This window comes from Curtobacterium sp. VKM Ac-2889, from assembly GCF_015350855.1.
GTDB classification, from domain to species: domain Bacteria; phylum Actinomycetota; class Actinomycetes; order Actinomycetales; family Microbacteriaceae; genus Curtobacterium; species Curtobacterium poinsettiae.
Genome location: NZ_JADKSC010000003.1, coordinates 126,603 through 140,394 on the forward strand (window position 1 = coordinate 126,603; position 13,792 = coordinate 140,394).

General features: G+C 70.9%; 11 protein-coding genes. 5 read left to right on the plus strand and 6 right to left on the minus strand.

Translation table 11 applies throughout. The annotated features are described in order from the left end of the window. The first annotated feature begins 70 nt into the window (after positions 1 to 70). A complete protein-coding gene (locus ITJ50_RS10830; RefSeq protein WP_042539621.1) occupies positions 71 to 511 on the plus strand; it encodes a GNAT family N-acetyltransferase in 441 nt (146 codons plus the stop codon). Between the two features lie 79 nt (positions 512 to 590). On the opposite strand, the gene ITJ50_RS10835 is transcribed toward ITJ50_RS10830, so the two are convergent. Then, positions 591 to 4,337, minus strand: a complete 3,747-nt coding sequence (locus ITJ50_RS10835) for a multifunctional oxoglutarate decarboxylase/oxoglutarate dehydrogenase thiamine pyrophosphate-binding subunit/dihydrolipoyllysine-residue succinyltransferase subunit (RefSeq protein ID WP_175470728.1) — start codon at positions 4,335 to 4,337, stop codon at positions 591 to 593. A gap of 177 nt (positions 4,338 to 4,514) precedes the next feature. On the opposite strand from ITJ50_RS10835, the gene ITJ50_RS10840 reads away from it, so the two are divergent. Beyond that, positions 4,515 to 5,954 (plus strand): GuaB1 family IMP dehydrogenase-related protein, encoded by a 1,440-nt coding sequence (locus ITJ50_RS10840; protein WP_194590486.1) that lies wholly within the window; start codon positions 4,515 to 4,517, stop codon positions 5,952 to 5,954. 97 nt (positions 5,955 to 6,051) lie between these two features. Here ITJ50_RS10840 and ITJ50_RS10845 read toward each other — a convergent pair whose 3' ends face one another. The 4 genes from ITJ50_RS10845 to ITJ50_RS10860 form a co-directional block, all read right to left on the minus strand. Then, positions 6,052 to 7,089, minus strand: a complete 1,038-nt coding sequence (locus ITJ50_RS10845; RefSeq protein ID WP_194590487.1) for a hemolysin family protein — start codon at positions 7,087 to 7,089, stop codon at positions 6,052 to 6,054. Then, positions 7,086 to 8,486, minus strand: coding sequence for a hemolysin family protein (locus tag ITJ50_RS10850; protein WP_159557953.1), 1,401 nt, complete (start codon positions 8,484 to 8,486; stop codon positions 7,086 to 7,088). Before ITJ50_RS10850 ends, ITJ50_RS10845 begins: the two co-directional genes overlap by 4 nt. Positions 8,487 to 8,644: 158 nt before the next feature. Continuing rightward, positions 8,645 to 9,727: an NADH:flavin oxidoreductase/NADH oxidase gene (locus ITJ50_RS10855; protein WP_071250933.1), complete on the minus strand. Its 1,083-nt coding sequence runs from the start codon at positions 9,725 to 9,727 to the stop codon at positions 8,645 to 8,647. A gap of 9 nt (positions 9,728 to 9,736) precedes the next feature. Continuing rightward, the gene (locus ITJ50_RS10860; RefSeq protein ID WP_056068896.1) at positions 9,737 to 10,369 is read right to left on the minus strand and encodes an HAD family hydrolase; all 633 of its coding nucleotides are present in this window, start codon (positions 10,367 to 10,369) and stop codon (positions 9,737 to 9,739) included. Positions 10,370 to 10,393: 24 nt separating this feature from the next. Between ITJ50_RS10860 and ITJ50_RS10865 the strand changes: the two genes are divergently transcribed. Then, positions 10,394 to 11,254, plus strand: coding sequence for an ADP-dependent NAD(P)H-hydrate dehydratase (locus ITJ50_RS10865; RefSeq protein ID WP_194590488.1), 861 nt, complete (start codon positions 10,394 to 10,396; stop codon positions 11,252 to 11,254). Between the two features lie 118 nt (positions 11,255 to 11,372). On the opposite strand, the gene ITJ50_RS17895 is transcribed toward ITJ50_RS10865, so the two are convergent. Continuing rightward, the gene (locus tag ITJ50_RS17895) at positions 11,373 to 12,083 is read right to left on the minus strand and encodes a YceI family protein (RefSeq protein WP_194590489.1); all 711 of its coding nucleotides are present in this window, start codon (positions 12,081 to 12,083) and stop codon (positions 11,373 to 11,375) included. Between the two features lie 83 nt (positions 12,084 to 12,166). On the opposite strand from ITJ50_RS17895, the gene ITJ50_RS10875 reads away from it, so the two are divergent. After that, positions 12,167 to 13,483, plus strand: coding sequence for a glycosyltransferase 87 family protein (locus ITJ50_RS10875; protein WP_194590490.1), 1,317 nt, complete (start codon positions 12,167 to 12,169; stop codon positions 13,481 to 13,483). Next, positions 13,480 to 13,788 carry a thiamine-binding protein gene (locus ITJ50_RS10880; RefSeq protein ID WP_017888186.1) on the plus strand — a complete coding sequence of 103 codons (309 nt, stop codon included), beginning with the start codon at positions 13,480 to 13,482 and terminating at the stop codon, positions 13,786 to 13,788. The genes ITJ50_RS10875 and ITJ50_RS10880 overlap by 4 nt, the downstream gene beginning before the upstream one ends. The last annotated feature ends 4 nt before the right edge of the window (positions 13,789 to 13,792 follow it).

Genomic DNA, 13,792 nt, shown 5'->3' on the forward strand with positions numbered 1-13,792 from the left:
GAGTATATGAATATCAGTTGTTATGGAAGCCCGTCGCAACACGACCGGCGGCCCGGGTAGGTTGGCCGACATGACCCTCACCGTCGAGTCGACCACCGCCTGGTCTGACACGGACGTCGCCGACGTCGCCGCCCTCGTCCGCCTGCTCGGTCACGACGTCGACGACGCGTCGATGCGCGCCCGCCTCGAACGGCTCACGCCCGAGGCCGGGCACCGCACCTGGGTCGTCCGGGGGGACGACGGCCGTGTGGCCGCCGTGGCCGGGGCCCAGGTCACGTGGGCGTACGCCAGCGACGAACCGACGGCGCAGCTGCTGCTGCTGGTCGTCGACGACACGGCCCGGAGGCTCGGCACCGGTTCCGCACTCATCGACACGTTCGAAGCGTGGGCCGTCGAGCAGGGCGCGCGTCGCCTCAGCGCGGTCAGTGCGGCAGCGACGGACAACGCGCACCGGTTCTACCAGAAGCGCGGGTACCACGACGCCGGAGTCCGGTACACCAAGTTCGCCTAGGGGCGTCGCACTCCTCGGGAACAGCGAAGCGCCCCGTGCGGGAGTCCGATGGACTCCCGCACGGGGCGCTTCCTCGTGGTTACGCCGACGTGCTCAGTGCCGTGTCGATGACGTCCGCGGCCTCTTGTGCGGAGCGCTTCGACGACCCGGTGGCCGGTGCTGCACTCGCCGAGCGGGCCGCGACGGACAACGGTCGGCCGCCCAGGTGCGGCGACAGGTTCATGCAGACGAACGGCCAGGCGCCCTGGTTCTCCGGCTCCTCCTGTGCCCACACGACGTCGGCGTCCGGGTAGCCGGCCAGCACCTCGAGGATGCGGTCGAGGGGGAGCGGCGCGAGCTGCTCGAGGCGGACGAGCGCGACGTCGGTGATCCCGCGCTTGTCGACCTCGGCGCGCAGGTCGTGGTGCACCTTGCCGGAGTGCAGCACGACCCGGCGGACGGCACCCTTGTCGGTGATCCGGTGGTCGTCCAGCACGGGCTCGAACGTGCCCGTCGTGAAGTCCTCGACCGCGCTCGTCGCCTGACGGAGCCGGAGCATCGCCTTCGGCGAGAACACGATGAGCGGCTTCTGCGGACGGGCCCAGGCCTGTCGGCGGAGCAGGTGGAAGTACGACGCCGGGGTCGACGGTCGTGCGACGATCATGTTGTCCTCGGCGCACAGCTGCAGGTATCGCTCGATGCGCGCAGACGAGTGGTCCGGCCCCTGGCCCTCGTACCCGTGCGGCAGCAGCAGGACGAGGCCGGAGCGCTGTCCCCACTTCTGCTCGGCGGACGAGATGAACTCGTCGATGACGATCTGGGCGCCGTTCGCGAAGTCACCGAACTGCGCTTCCCAGAGCACGAGGGACTCGGGGCGTTCCACCGAGTAGCCGTACTCGAAGGCCATCGCCGCGTACTCGCTCAGCAGCGAGTCGTACACGTAGAACCGGGCCTGGTCCTCGGTGAGGTTCGACAGCGGTAGCCACTCCTGGCCGTTCACCCGGTCGTGGAAGACCGACTGGCGCTGGACGAAGGTGCCACGGCGGGCGTCCTGTCCGGCGAGGCGGACCGGCTTGCCCTCGACCAGGATCGACCCGATCGCCATGAGCTCGGCCATCGCCCAGTCGATGCCGCCGTTGCGCGTCATCTCGGTGCGCTTGGTCAGCAGCTGCTGCAGCTTCGGGTGGATGGAGAACCCGGCGGGCGGGTTGCTGTGTGCGTCGCCGATCGCCCGGACGAGCTCGTCGGACACGGCGGTCTCGTGCACCTCGACCTCGGAGTCGTCGCGCTGCGCTGCCGGGCGTTCGAGGCCCTGCACCGCACCGTCGTCGTCGACCTCGATCACCGGGATGGTGCCGGTCTGCGCCTCGTGCGTCTCGGCGAAGGCCCGTTCCAGGCGGTCCTGGAAGTCGCGGTGCGCTTCGTCGTACTCCTCTTGCGTGATGTCACCACGGCCGACGAGGGCCTCGGTGTACAGCGTGCGGACGGAGCGCTTCGCCTCGATGAGGTTGTACATCAGCGGCTGTGTCATCGAGGGGTCGTCGCCCTCGTTGTGGCCGCGACGGCGGTAGCAGATCAGGTCGATCACGACGTCGCGGTGGAACTCCTCGCGGTACGCGAAGGCGAGCTCGGCGACACGGGCGACGGCCTCGGGGTCGTCACCGTTCACGTGGAAGATCGGCGCCTGGATCGTCTTCGCGACGTCGGTGGAGTACACCGAGCTGCGCGCGGACTCGGGCGGGGTGGTGAACCCGACCTGGTTGTTGATGACGAGGTGGACCGTGCCACCGGTGCGGTAGCCGCGGAGCTGCGACATCTGCAGTGTCTCGACGACCACGCCCTGGCCCGCCATCGCCGCGTCGCCGTGCACGAGCACGGGGAGCACGCCGAAGCTGCCGGGGGCCTCGCGGTCCTGCTTGGCGCGGACGATGCCCTCGAGCACGCCGTCGACGGCCTCGAGGTGGGACGGGTTCGCGGCGATCGTCACCGGGATGCTCGAGCCGTCGGACGTGCGGAACACGCCCTCGGTGCCGACGTGGTACTTCACGTCGCCGGAGCCCTGACCGGACACCGTGCCCGGCAGCGACGAGCCCTCGAACTCACGGAAGATCTGTCCGTAGGTCTTGCCGGCGATGTTCGTCAGCACGTTCAGGCGGCCACGGTGGGCCATGCCGATCGCGACCTCGGCCAGTCCGGCTCCGGCGGCGTGCTGGATCAGGGTGTCGAGGAAGGCGATGGTGGACTCGCCGCCCTCGAGCGAGAAGCGCTTCTGGCCGACGTACTTGGTCTGCAGGAAGGTCTCGAACGCCTCGGCCTCGTTGAGCTTGCCGAGGACGCGGAGCTGCTCTTCCTTCGACGGCTTCGAGTACGGCACCTCGATGCGCTCCTGCACCCAGCGACGCTGTTCCGGGTCCTGGATGTGCATGTACTCGATGCCGACCGTGCGGCAGTACGCGTCGCGCAGGATCCCGAGGACGTCGCGGAGCGGTGCCGAGGTGGTGCCGGCGAGCCCGCCGGTGACGAACTCGCGGTCGAGGTCCCAGAAGGTGAGCCCGTGGCTCTCGATCTCGAGGTCGGGGTGGGTGCGCTGGCGGTACTCGAGCGGGTCGATGTCGGCCATCAGGTGCCCACGGACGCGGAAGCTGTTGATGAGCTCCTGCACGCGCGCGGTCTTGTTCACCCGGTGTGCCAGGTCGACGTTGATGTCGTTCGCCCACTGGATCGGCTTGTACGGGATCCGGAGCGCGGCGAAGATGCCGTCGTAGAAGCCGTGCTCACCGATCAGGCGCTCGTGCACGTGCTTGAGGTACTCGCCCGAACCGGCGCCCTGGATGACACGGTGGTCGTAGGTGCTCGTCAGGGTGATGGTCTTGCCGATGCCGAGCTCGACCAGGGTCTTCGACGCCGATCCCTGGAACTGCGCCGGGTACTCCAGGGCACCGGCGCCGATGATCGAACCCTGCCCCTTCGTCAGACGGGGGACCGAGTGCACGGTGCCGATGCCGCCCGGGTTGGTGAGCGAGATCGTCGTGCCCTGGAAGTCCGCCGGGGTGAGCTTGTTGTCACGGGCGCGCTTGACGAGGTCCTCGTAGGCGGAGAGGAACTGGCCGAACGTCAGGGACTCGGCCCGCTTGATGCTCGGCACCAGGAGCGAGCGGGTGCCGTCCTTCTTGGGGACGTCGATCGCGATGCCGAGGTTCACGTGTGCCGGGGCGACGACGAACGGCTTGCCGTCGCGCTCTTCGTAGAAGACGTTCTGGCTCGGGAAGTCCTTGAGCGCCTGCACCATCGCCCACCCGATCAGGTGCGTGAAGGAGATCTTGCCGCCGCGGGCCCGCCGCAGGTGGTTGTTGATGACGATGCGGTTGTCGATCATCAGCTTCGCCGGGATGGTGCGGACGCTCGTGGCGGTCGGGACCGTCAGCGAGGCGTCCATGTTCGACGCCAGGGTCTTCGCCATGCCCCGGAGCGGGGTCGCCACGTCCTCGTGGGTCTCCTCGTGGTCGTCCGCGGCGTCGTTCGCCTCGGCCGGGATCGGCTGCGGTGCCGGCTGGCGCGAGGTGGTCTTCGCCTGGATCGGACCGGACTTGGCCTCGCCCGGAGCGTCACCGGTGGCGGGCTGCTGCGTCGACGACTGCTGCTGGGCCGGTGCCGGCTGCGCCGGGGACTGGGCCGGGGCCGCAGCGCCACCGACCTGCGTGCGGTGGTAGCTCTCGAGGACCGGCCACCAGGACTTGTCGACCGACTCCTTGTCCGCGACGAACTGCTCGTAGAGCTCGTCGACGAGCCACTCGTTCGCCCCGAATTCGCCCGCGGTCTCGTCCGTTCCGGTCAGATGGCTCGACACAGCCGATCGCCCACTCTCCGTCGATAGATGCTCGTGTGTGTCGTGCGGAGCAACCCTGCGCCGCACAGGTGCCAAGCCTAGCCGCTCCGACATGTCCGTTCCGTGTCAGCCGCGGCGCGAGTCGGTGGCCCGTGGGCACCCGGTCGGGGCCGTGACCGGAGCCGTACAGTGGAGCGCATGAGGTTCTACGAGACGCGGCCGACGCACGACCTGACCTACTCCGACGTCTTCCTCGTCCCGAGCCGTTCCGGTGTGACGAGCCGCTTCGACGTCGACCTGGCGGCGAACGACGGCAGCGGCGCCACGATCCCGATCGTCAGCGCCAACATGAACTCGGTCACGGGCCCCCGGCTCGCCGCCACCCTCGCCCGGCGCGGTGGCCTCGGCGTGCTGCCGCAGGACATGCACCTGCAGGACCTCGACGCCGCGATCCGCTGGGTGAAGGACCAGCCGGTCGACTTCGACACCGCCTACGACGTGGGGGCGCAGACCACCGTCGCCGAGGCCCTGGAGCAGCTCCTGCCCGTCGCCGGCCGTGGCGTGGTCGTCCGCGACGCCGACGGCGAGTACCTCGGCTGCGTGCCCGCCACCCGCCTCGGCACCGCCGGCCCCGACGCCGTCCTCGGCGACCTGCTGCACGGAGCCTCGACCGCCATCGACGCCGAGGACGCCGGGACACCCCGCCACGTCCACCAGGTGCTCTCCGCCGCCGAGGTCGACTTCGCGCCGGTGATGCGGCACGGTCGGGTCGTCGGCACCACGAGCCAGACGAGCGCGATCCGCTCCGACATCTACACGCCCGCCGTCGACGCCTCCGGGCGGCTCCGGGTCGCCGCCGCGCTCGGCATCAACGGCGACGTCGCGGCCAAGGCGAAGGCGCTGGCCGCCGCGGGCGTGGACGTCCTGGTCCTCGACACCGCGCACGGACACCAGGACGGCATGCTCCGTGCCCTCCGCACGGTCTCGTCCCTGCAGCTCGGCATCCCGCTCGTCGCCGGCAACGTCGTCACCGCCGACGCCGTCGCGCACCTGGTCGGTGCCGGGGCGGACATCATCAAGGTCGGTGTCGGGCCGGGCGCCATGTGCACGACCCGCATGATGACCGCCGTCGGCCGCCCGCAGTTCTCCGCCGTGCTCGAGACTGCCGCCGCCGCTCGGTCGCTCGGCGCGCACGTCTGGGCCGACGGCGGGGTGCGCTACCCGCGCGACGTCGCCCTCGCGCTGGCCGCCGGGGCGTCCGCGGTCATGATCGGCTCGTGGTTCGCGGGCACGCTCGAAGCGCCCGGTGTCCTGCGCCGCGACGCCGCGGGCAAGGCGTACAAGGAGAGCTGGGGCATGGCCTCGGCCAAGGCCGTCCGCGAGCGCTTCGAGCGGCTCGACCCGTACGAGCGGGCCCGCAAGGAACTCTTCGCCGAGGGGATCTCGTCGTCGACGATCTACCTCGACCCGGAGCGCCCGAGCGTCGAGGACCTGCTCGACATGATCACCACCGGCGTCCGCAGCTCCGCGACCTACGCGGGTGCGTCGTCGCTCGCCGAGTTCTCCGAGCGCGCGCTGGTCGGCATCCAGTCCGCCGCCGGGTACGAAGAGGGCAAGCCCCTGCCCGTCAGCTGGTAGCGCGGACGGGGCGCGCGTCGCCCTGGTCGCGACCACGAACGGACGGGAGGCGCGGTGCCAGCTGGCACTGCGCCTCCAGTCCGTCCTGCCGGTGCGTCTACCGGCGTCGGGTCGCGTCCTCGACCTCGCCGACGAGTTCCTCGAGGATGTCCTCGAGGAACAGCACGCCGAGCGTGCGGCCGTCCGCGTCGAACGCGCGCGCCACGTGGCGGCCTGCGGCCCGCATGGTCGCGAGCGCGTCTTCGAGGTCCATCTCGGTGTACAGCGAGATGAGCTGCCGGATGCGCTTCGGCGGCACCGGGTCGTCGAACTCGTCCGGTCGCAGGTCGATGACGTCCTTCACGTGCACGTAGCCCGTGGGGGAGCCGTCCTCGCCGACGAGCACGTAGCGGGAGAACCCGCGCTGTGCCACGGCGCGCTCGACGTCGCCGGGCGTGGCGTCGTCGGGCAGCGTGACGAGCTCGGCCATCGGCACGGCCACGTCACGGACCTTCTTCTCGGTGAACTCGAACGCCAGGGCGAGCTTGCCGTCGTCGGTCAGGGTGCCCTCGCGGCGGGACTGCTCCACGATCGTCTGCACCTCTTCCACCGTGAACGCGCTCACCGCTTCGTCCTTCGGCTCGACGCGGAACAGTCGCAGCACGGCGTTCGCCACCTCGTTCAGGCCGACGATGACCCAGTGCAGGCCGTGGCCGATGTACCAGAGCGTCGGCACGAGCAGCAGCGCGGCGCGGTCCGGCATCGAGAACGAGATGTTCTTCGGCACCATCTCGCCGAACACGACGTGCAGGAACGACACGAGCAGCAGCGTGAACACGAAGGCCACCGTGCCGATCACCTCGGCGCTCCAGCCGGTCAGGTGCAGCGGCACCTCGAGCAGGTGGTGGATCGCCGGCTCGGAGACGTTCAGGATGAGCAGCGAGCAGACCGTGATGCCGAGCTGCGTCGTCGCGAGCATGCGGGTGGCGTGCTCCATCGCCCACAGCGTCATCTGCGCGGCCTTCGAGCCCTCTTCGGCGCGGGGCTCGATCTGCGAGCGGCGTGCCGAGATGACCGCGAACTCCGCCGCGACGAAGTACGCGTTGCCCAGCAACAGGACGACGAGCCAGAAGATGCCCCACCAGTCGGAGCTCATCGGGTGCTGCCCTTCGTCGTGGTGGCCGCGGCCTTCGTGGTGGTCGGGGTGCTCTTGGTGGACGGGATGATGATCGCGGTGGCCGCCGTGTCGGTCGGCTCGCGCGTCGGGGTCCAGCGGATGCGGTCGATCCGGCGGCCGTCCAGACGCTCGACGCGGAACACGCCGCCGTCCAGCGGGACCTCGTCGCCGACGACGGGCAGACGGCCCAACGTCGACATGACGAACCCACCGACGGTCTCGTACGGGCCGTCCTCGGGCACCTTCACGCCGGCGCGGTCCTCGAGCTCGTCGGGACGCAGCAGACCGGGGAAGGTCAGCCAGTCTCGGGAGCGGACCACGTCGATGCGTGCGCGGTCGTGCTCGTCGGAGACCTCGCCGACGATCTCCTCGATCAGGTCCTCCAGCGTGACGACCCCGGCGGTGCCGCCGTACTCGTCGACGACGATGACCATCTGGTAGCCGCGGCCACGGACCTCGGCGAGCAGGGTGTCGCCCGGCATCGTCTCCGGCACACGCTCGGCGTCGGTCATGAGCGCCCCGACGGGGACCTCCGGACGCTTCTCGCGCGGCACGGCGACGGCCTGCTTGACGTGCACGATGCCGACGACGTCGTCCGCGTCCTCCTCGATGACGGGGAAGCGGCTGAAGCCGGTCTTGCGGGCGAGGGCGATGACGTCCTCGGCGGACTCGGACACCCGGATCGTGGAGAGCCGGGGGCGCGGGGTCATCACGTCACTGGCGCTCAGCTCGGAGAACGAGATGGTGCGCTCGAGGAGCGTCGCGGTGTCCTGCTCGAGCGAGCCCTCGGACGCCGACCGGCGCAGCAGCGAGGTGAGTTCCTCGGCACTGCGGGCGCCGGAGAGCTCTTCCTGCGGCTCGATGCCCATCGACCGCAGGACGGCGTTCGCGGTGCCGTTCAGCAGCGCGACCGCCGGCTTGAAGACCGTCGTGAACGCGATCTGCAGCGGGACCACGAGCCGTGCGGTCTGCAGCGGCAGCGCCAGCGCGAAGTTCTTCGGCACGAGCTCGCCGAGGATCATCGACAGCAGGGTCGCGATGACGAGCGCCACGATCGAGCCGACGGTCTCGACGATGCCCTCCGGCAGGTTCATCGCCAGGAACGGTGCCTCGAGCAGCTTCGCGATCGAGGGTTCGAGCAGGTAGCCGGTCAGCAGCGTGGTCAGCGTGATGCCGAGCTGCGCGCTGGACAGGTGGGTCGAGGTGACCTTCAGCGCGCCGATGACCGGTGCGAGGCCGGCCTCTCCGCGGTCACGCCGTGCTTCGACGTCGGCGCGGTCGAGGTTCACCAGCGCGAACTCGGACGCGACGAAGACACCCGTGCCGAGGGTCAGCAGGATGCCGCCGATCAGCATGACGATGTCGATCGGACTCATGATTCACCCCCGTTCGCGCACAGGGATGACGTGCAGCTCACCGAGTGAGCGGCGGATGAGTGAGGCGAAGAACTATTCGGGGGATCGTCCACAGTGCTGCCAATCGTACCGCCTGCGCGGGCTCGGAGCCGTGGAACCGTACAGATCCGGTCCGCCGTCTACGCCGTGATCCGCGCGCGGTGGTACTGCTGCGGCTCGTAGTCGACCGCCACGCGGAGTTCCAGCGCGGCGCGGAGCGCGAACGACGGGTCGCGGAGCATCTCGCGCCCGATCATCACCACGTCGGCCAGGCCGGTCGCGACGATCTGCTCGGCCTGGAACGCCTCGGAGATCATCCCCACCGCGATGGTCGGGATGCCGGCGTCGCGCTTGATCGCTGCGGCGTGCGGTACCTGGTAGCCGGGGCCGACCGGGATCGGCGCGCTCGCGACGTTGCCGCCGGTCGACACGTCGGCCAGGTCGGCACCGTGCTCGGCGGCCCAGCGGGCGACGACCGTGGTCTCGTCGAGCGTGAGCCCGCCGTCGACCCAGTCGGTGGCCGAGAAGCGGACGACGATCGGGAAGCCCTCGCCGACCTCGGCACGCACGGCGTCGACGACCTCGAGCAGCGCGCGGGCACGGTTCTCGAGCGAGCCGCCGTACTGGTCGGTGCGCTGGTTGCTCAGCGGCGACAGGAACTGGTGCAGCAGGTACCCGTGGGCGGCGTGGATCTCGACCAGGTCGAACCCGGCCTCCACCGCGCGGCGGGCGGACTGGGCGAAGGCGAGTGCGACGACGCGGATGTCCTCGACCGCGAGCTCGCGGGGCACGTCGTAGCCGTCGAACGCCACGGCCGACGGGGCGACGGTGGTCCAGCCGCCCTGGTCGGCGGGGACGGTGCCGCGCGTGGCGTCCCAGGGGCGGTACGTCGAGGCCTTGCGGCCGGCGTGCGCCAGCTGGATGCCCGCTGCGGCGCCCTGCTCGTGCAGGAAGTCGACGATCGGCTTGTAGGCGTCGCGCTGCTGGTCGTTCCACAGCCCCAGGTCCTGCGGGGTGATCCGTCCCTCGGGCACGACGCCCGTCGCCTCGACCACGACCGCGCCGGCACCGCCCTTCGCGAACCCGCCCAGGTGCACGAGGTGCCACGGGGTCGGCACGCCGTCCTGCTGGTCCACCGAGTACTGGCACATCGGGGAGACCCAGATGCGGTTGCGGACGGTCAGGTCACGGACGGTGATCGGGTCGAACAGGGCGTGCGTCACGCGGGCTCCTCAGAGGACGGGTGCCGGTGCCTCGGCCAGTTCCGTCAGGAACGACCGCAGCGACGCCGGCGACGTGTAGTGGTGGCCGACCGCCCCGATCGCTTCCGCACCGGTGGCGTTCTCGGCCCTGTTGTCCACGAACACCATCTGACCCGGGTCGATTCCCAAGCGCGCACAGGTGTCGCGGTAGATGGATGCCGCGGGCTTCAGGACGTGCTCCTCGGCGCTCACCACGACGGTCTCGAACAGCGATCCCATCGGGGACCGTCGGTACGGGTCGCCGAAGTCGAAGCCCGCGTTGGAGAGCAGGGCGACGCGGGTGCCGGCGTCGTGCAGCTCCTCGACGATGTCGAGCGTCTCCGGCTCGACCTCGAACCACCCGGTGAAGTCGATCGCCCAGAACCGGTGGATCTCGGAGATGCTCCAGTTCCGTCCGGTCCGTTCCGCGATGGCACGCCAGTACGCCACGACGGACAGGTCGCCGCGGTCCAGGTCGTGCCGGAGCTCCTGGTAGACCGGGAACAGTTCCTCCGCCGGGACACCGGTGGCGGCCACCAGGGCGTCCCGCGAGGCGTGCGGCGTCCGGCTGATCACCTCGCCGTAGTCGAAGACCACCACGCGACCAGGCAGGAACAGGCTCATGGCCTCCACCGTAACGTGGGGCCGGTGAACGACTTCGTGCCCGTCCGACCGTCCGATGCCGCCGCGTGGGTCACCGCGCCGACGGGGGAGTCCACCAAGTACCGGCGCGGGGTGCTCGGCATCGCGACCGGCTCCGACCAGTACCCCGGCGCCGCGGTGCTCGGGGTCGACGCCGCCGTGCACACCGGCGTCGGCATGGTCCGGTACGTCGGACCCGCACGCGCCACCGACCACGTGCTCACCCGCCGCCCCGAGGTCGTGTCCGGTGGGGGACGCGTGCAGGCCTGGCTCGTCGGCTCCGGCATCTCGGCGTCGTCGCTCGGCGATCTGGACGAGGCGACGGCGTCGGGCTTCTCGCACGCCTCTGACGACGGCGTCCCGGTCGTCGTCGACGCCGGGGCGATCCCGCTCGTCGACCTCGGGCCGCTCGCCGTGCTCACACCGCACGCCGGTGAGCTCGCTTCGTTCCTGGGGGCGGATCGCGCCGACATCGAGCAGGACCCGGCCGCCGCGGCGCTCCGTGCGGCCGAGCGGTCCGGCAGCGTCGTGCTGCTCAAGGGGGAGCGGACCCACGTGGTCACCCCGGACGGGTCGGTGCGGCTCGTGGCGTCCTCGGCGACGCCGTGGCTCGCCGCCGCCGGCGCCGGGGACGTGCTCGGCGGGGTCCTCGGGGCACTCGTCGCCGCGCGGCAGGGCGCCGTCGAGGCTGCCGGGTCGTCGCTCACGCCGTCCGACCTCGCGCACCTGGCCGCGTCGGCCGCGGTGGTGCACGGGCTCGCGGCGCGACGGGCGTCCGGCGGCGGGCCGTTCCCGATGACGACGCTCATCGCCGAGCTGCCCGGGGTCGTCCGGGACCTCGTCGTGGACGGGGATGCGCGCGGGTAGCGGTCGGTGCGCGTGCACTTTCCGACGATCCACGAGGTGATCGACGCGTGTTCTGTCGACGGATGCGAACGCAGTGGGTTCGGCGGTCACGTCACGGGCGTGACGCGCGTCGCGGACGTCAGGTCGCGGGGGTCGCGTGCACCAGGAACTCGACGGAACCGGCGTCGTCGACCTTGACGAACCCCAGGCTCGGGGCCTGCACGCCGTAGTCCGAGAAGGTGATCGGGACCGAGCCGGAGATGTCGACGCCGTCGCCGTTCAGGCCGACCTGCAGCTTCGCGGTGACGTCCTTCGTGACGCCGTGCAGCGTGAGCTTCCCCGGAGCCGTCACGGTCGTCGTGTCGGAGCCCCTCGGCACCGCGTCGGCGATCGGTGCGGTGAGCTCGAACGTGGCCTCGGGGAAGGCCGCTGTGTCCATGGCGGAGTCGCGGAAGTACGAGTCGCGCTGGTCCGAGTCGGTGGTGATGTCGCCGACCTGCACCGTGATCTTCGCGGCGGTGATGCTCGTGCCGTCGACGGTCGCGGTGCCCGAGACGCTGTCGGTGCGGCCGGTGACGGTGACGTCGGAGCCGTTCAGGACCTCGTGGACGCGGTACCCGGCCTCGGAGTCGCCGCCGACCGTCCACTCGCCGGACAGGTCCGTGTCGTCGAGGGTGGAGGCCTCGCGCGTCGCCGCGACCGACGGGGCGGCCGAGGCCTTCGCGTTCTCGTTGCTCGTGTAGACGTTCGTGAAGACCACCGCGCCGATGACGCCGAGGACGACGACGGCGGCGATGACGGAGATCCAGATGACGGCCTTGCGGCGCTTGCGCGGGGTGTCGGAGGTCACGAGCTGAACGGTGACACGTCATGCTCGGGAGACCCTGAGTCCGTGGCGGGGATCGTCTCCGGTCCTGCCGCTACGCTCGTCCGGTGCAGAGGACCTCGACCCGGTGGCTCGAACTCGCCGGCTTCGTCCTGGCGTTCGTCGCCGTGCACGGCTTCCTGTGGTGGCTGACCCTCGTGTCGGCGAACCTGCCGCTCGGTGACGTGACCATCACCTACAGCCGCTGGATCGAGACCGGGCGGAGCGCGGACTTCTGGGTGGGCATCGACGGCGCGTGGGTGTACCCGATCCTGGCGATCGTGCCGATGGCCGCAGCGGCGCTCGGGGGCGTCGAGTCGATCGGCACCGGCTGGCTGCTGCTGATGGTGCTGCTCGACGCCGCGGCGTGCGCGTTCCTGTGGCGGTTCCGGGCGCGAGTGGGGTCGTCGGACCGCTTCGGCGCGCACGGCGTGCGGGTCGCCTGGTGGTGGCTGCTGTTCCTGCTCGTGCTCGGGCCGATCGCACTGGGCCGGATCGACACCGTCGCGACGGCGTTCGCGCTGGTGGGGGTGGCGTTCGTGGCCTCGAGGCCGGCCGTCGCTTCCGCGCTGTTCACCGCCGGTGCGTGGACGAAGGTGTGGCCGGCGGCACTCGTCGCGGTGCTGCTGCTGCTGGTGCGTCGTGGACATCGCCGTGGCGTGCTCGCCGGTGCGCTGGTGCTGAGCGCGCTGATCGTGCTCGTCGACGTGCTGTGGGGTGGTGCGCCGTTCCTGCTGTCGTTCATCGGCGAGCAGACCGGTCGCGCGCTGCAGATCGAGTCGCCGCTCGCGACGCCGTTCATGTGGGCCGCAGCCTCCGGCGTTCCGGGGGCAGCGGTGTTCTACAACCAGGAGATCCTGACCTTCGAGGTGTCCGGTGCCGGCACGTCCGCCGCCGCCGCGGTGTCGACGCCGTTGATGGCCGTCGTCGTGGTGGCCGGGGTCGTGCTCGCGCTCTGGGCCGCCCGCCGCGGTGCCCGTCGGGCCGAGCTCGCGCCGGTGCTCGCGCTCCTGTTCGTGGCCGCGCTCATCGCGACGAACAAGGTGGGGTCGCCGCAGTACATCGGCTGGTTCGCGGTGCCGATGGTGTGGGGGCTCGCCGCAGGCACCCCCAGTGCGCGCCGGTTCGTGCCGATCGCGGTGACCGCCCTGCCGATGGCGCTGCTCACGCAGGTGATCTACCCGGGCTACTACGACCAGTTGCTCGGCGTGCAGCCGTGGATCCTCGTGGTGCTCACGGTGCGGAACGTACTCGAGGTCGCGATCCTGGTGTGGAGCGTGGTCGTGCTGGTGCGGATGGGGCGGGCTGCGGGGCCCGGACGGGTGTTTGGACGCTCGTCGCCGTCCGTGCACGACCAGCCCGAGCCGGGCAGGATGGACGCATGATCGTCGCCTTCTCCGTCGCTCCGTCCGGTGGTCCCGCTGCAACGTCCGACGGGTCCGTGCACGATGCCGTCGCGGCCGCTGTCCGCGTGGTGCGCGAGAGCGGGCTGCCGAACCGCACCTCGTCGATGTTCACCGAGATCGAGGGGGAGTGGGACGAGGTCATGGACGTCGTCAAGCGCGCCACCGAGGCCGTCGGTGCGTACGGCACGCGGGTGTCGCTCGTGCTCAAGGCCGACATCCGCCCCGGGCACACCGGCGAGATCGACGGCAAGCTCGAACGGCTCGAGGCCGCGCTCGGCGAGTAGCCCG

Bases quoted from the DNA above. Each gene is read 5' to 3' on its own strand.
- ITJ50_RS10830 (WP_042539621.1), top strand. From the start codon at position 71: ATGACCCTCACCGTCGAGTCGACCACCGCCTGGTCTGACACGGACGTC.
- ITJ50_RS10840 (WP_194590486.1), top strand. From the start codon at position 4,515: ATGAGGTTCTACGAGACGCGGCCGACGCACGACCTGACCTACTCCGAC.
- ITJ50_RS10845 (WP_194590487.1), bottom strand. From the start codon at position 7,089: ATGAGCTCCGACTGGTGGGGCATCTTCTGGCTCGTCGTCCTGTTGCTG.
- ITJ50_RS10850 (WP_159557953.1), bottom strand. From the start codon at position 8,486: ATGAGTCCGATCGACATCGTCATGCTGATCGGCGGCATCCTGCTGACC.
- ITJ50_RS10860 (WP_056068896.1), bottom strand. From the start codon at position 10,369: ATGAGCCTGTTCCTGCCTGGTCGCGTGGTGGTCTTCGACTACGGCGAG.
- ITJ50_RS10880 (WP_017888186.1), top strand. From the start codon at position 13,480: ATGATCGTCGCCTTCTCCGTCGCTCCGTCCGGTGGTCCCGCTGCAACG.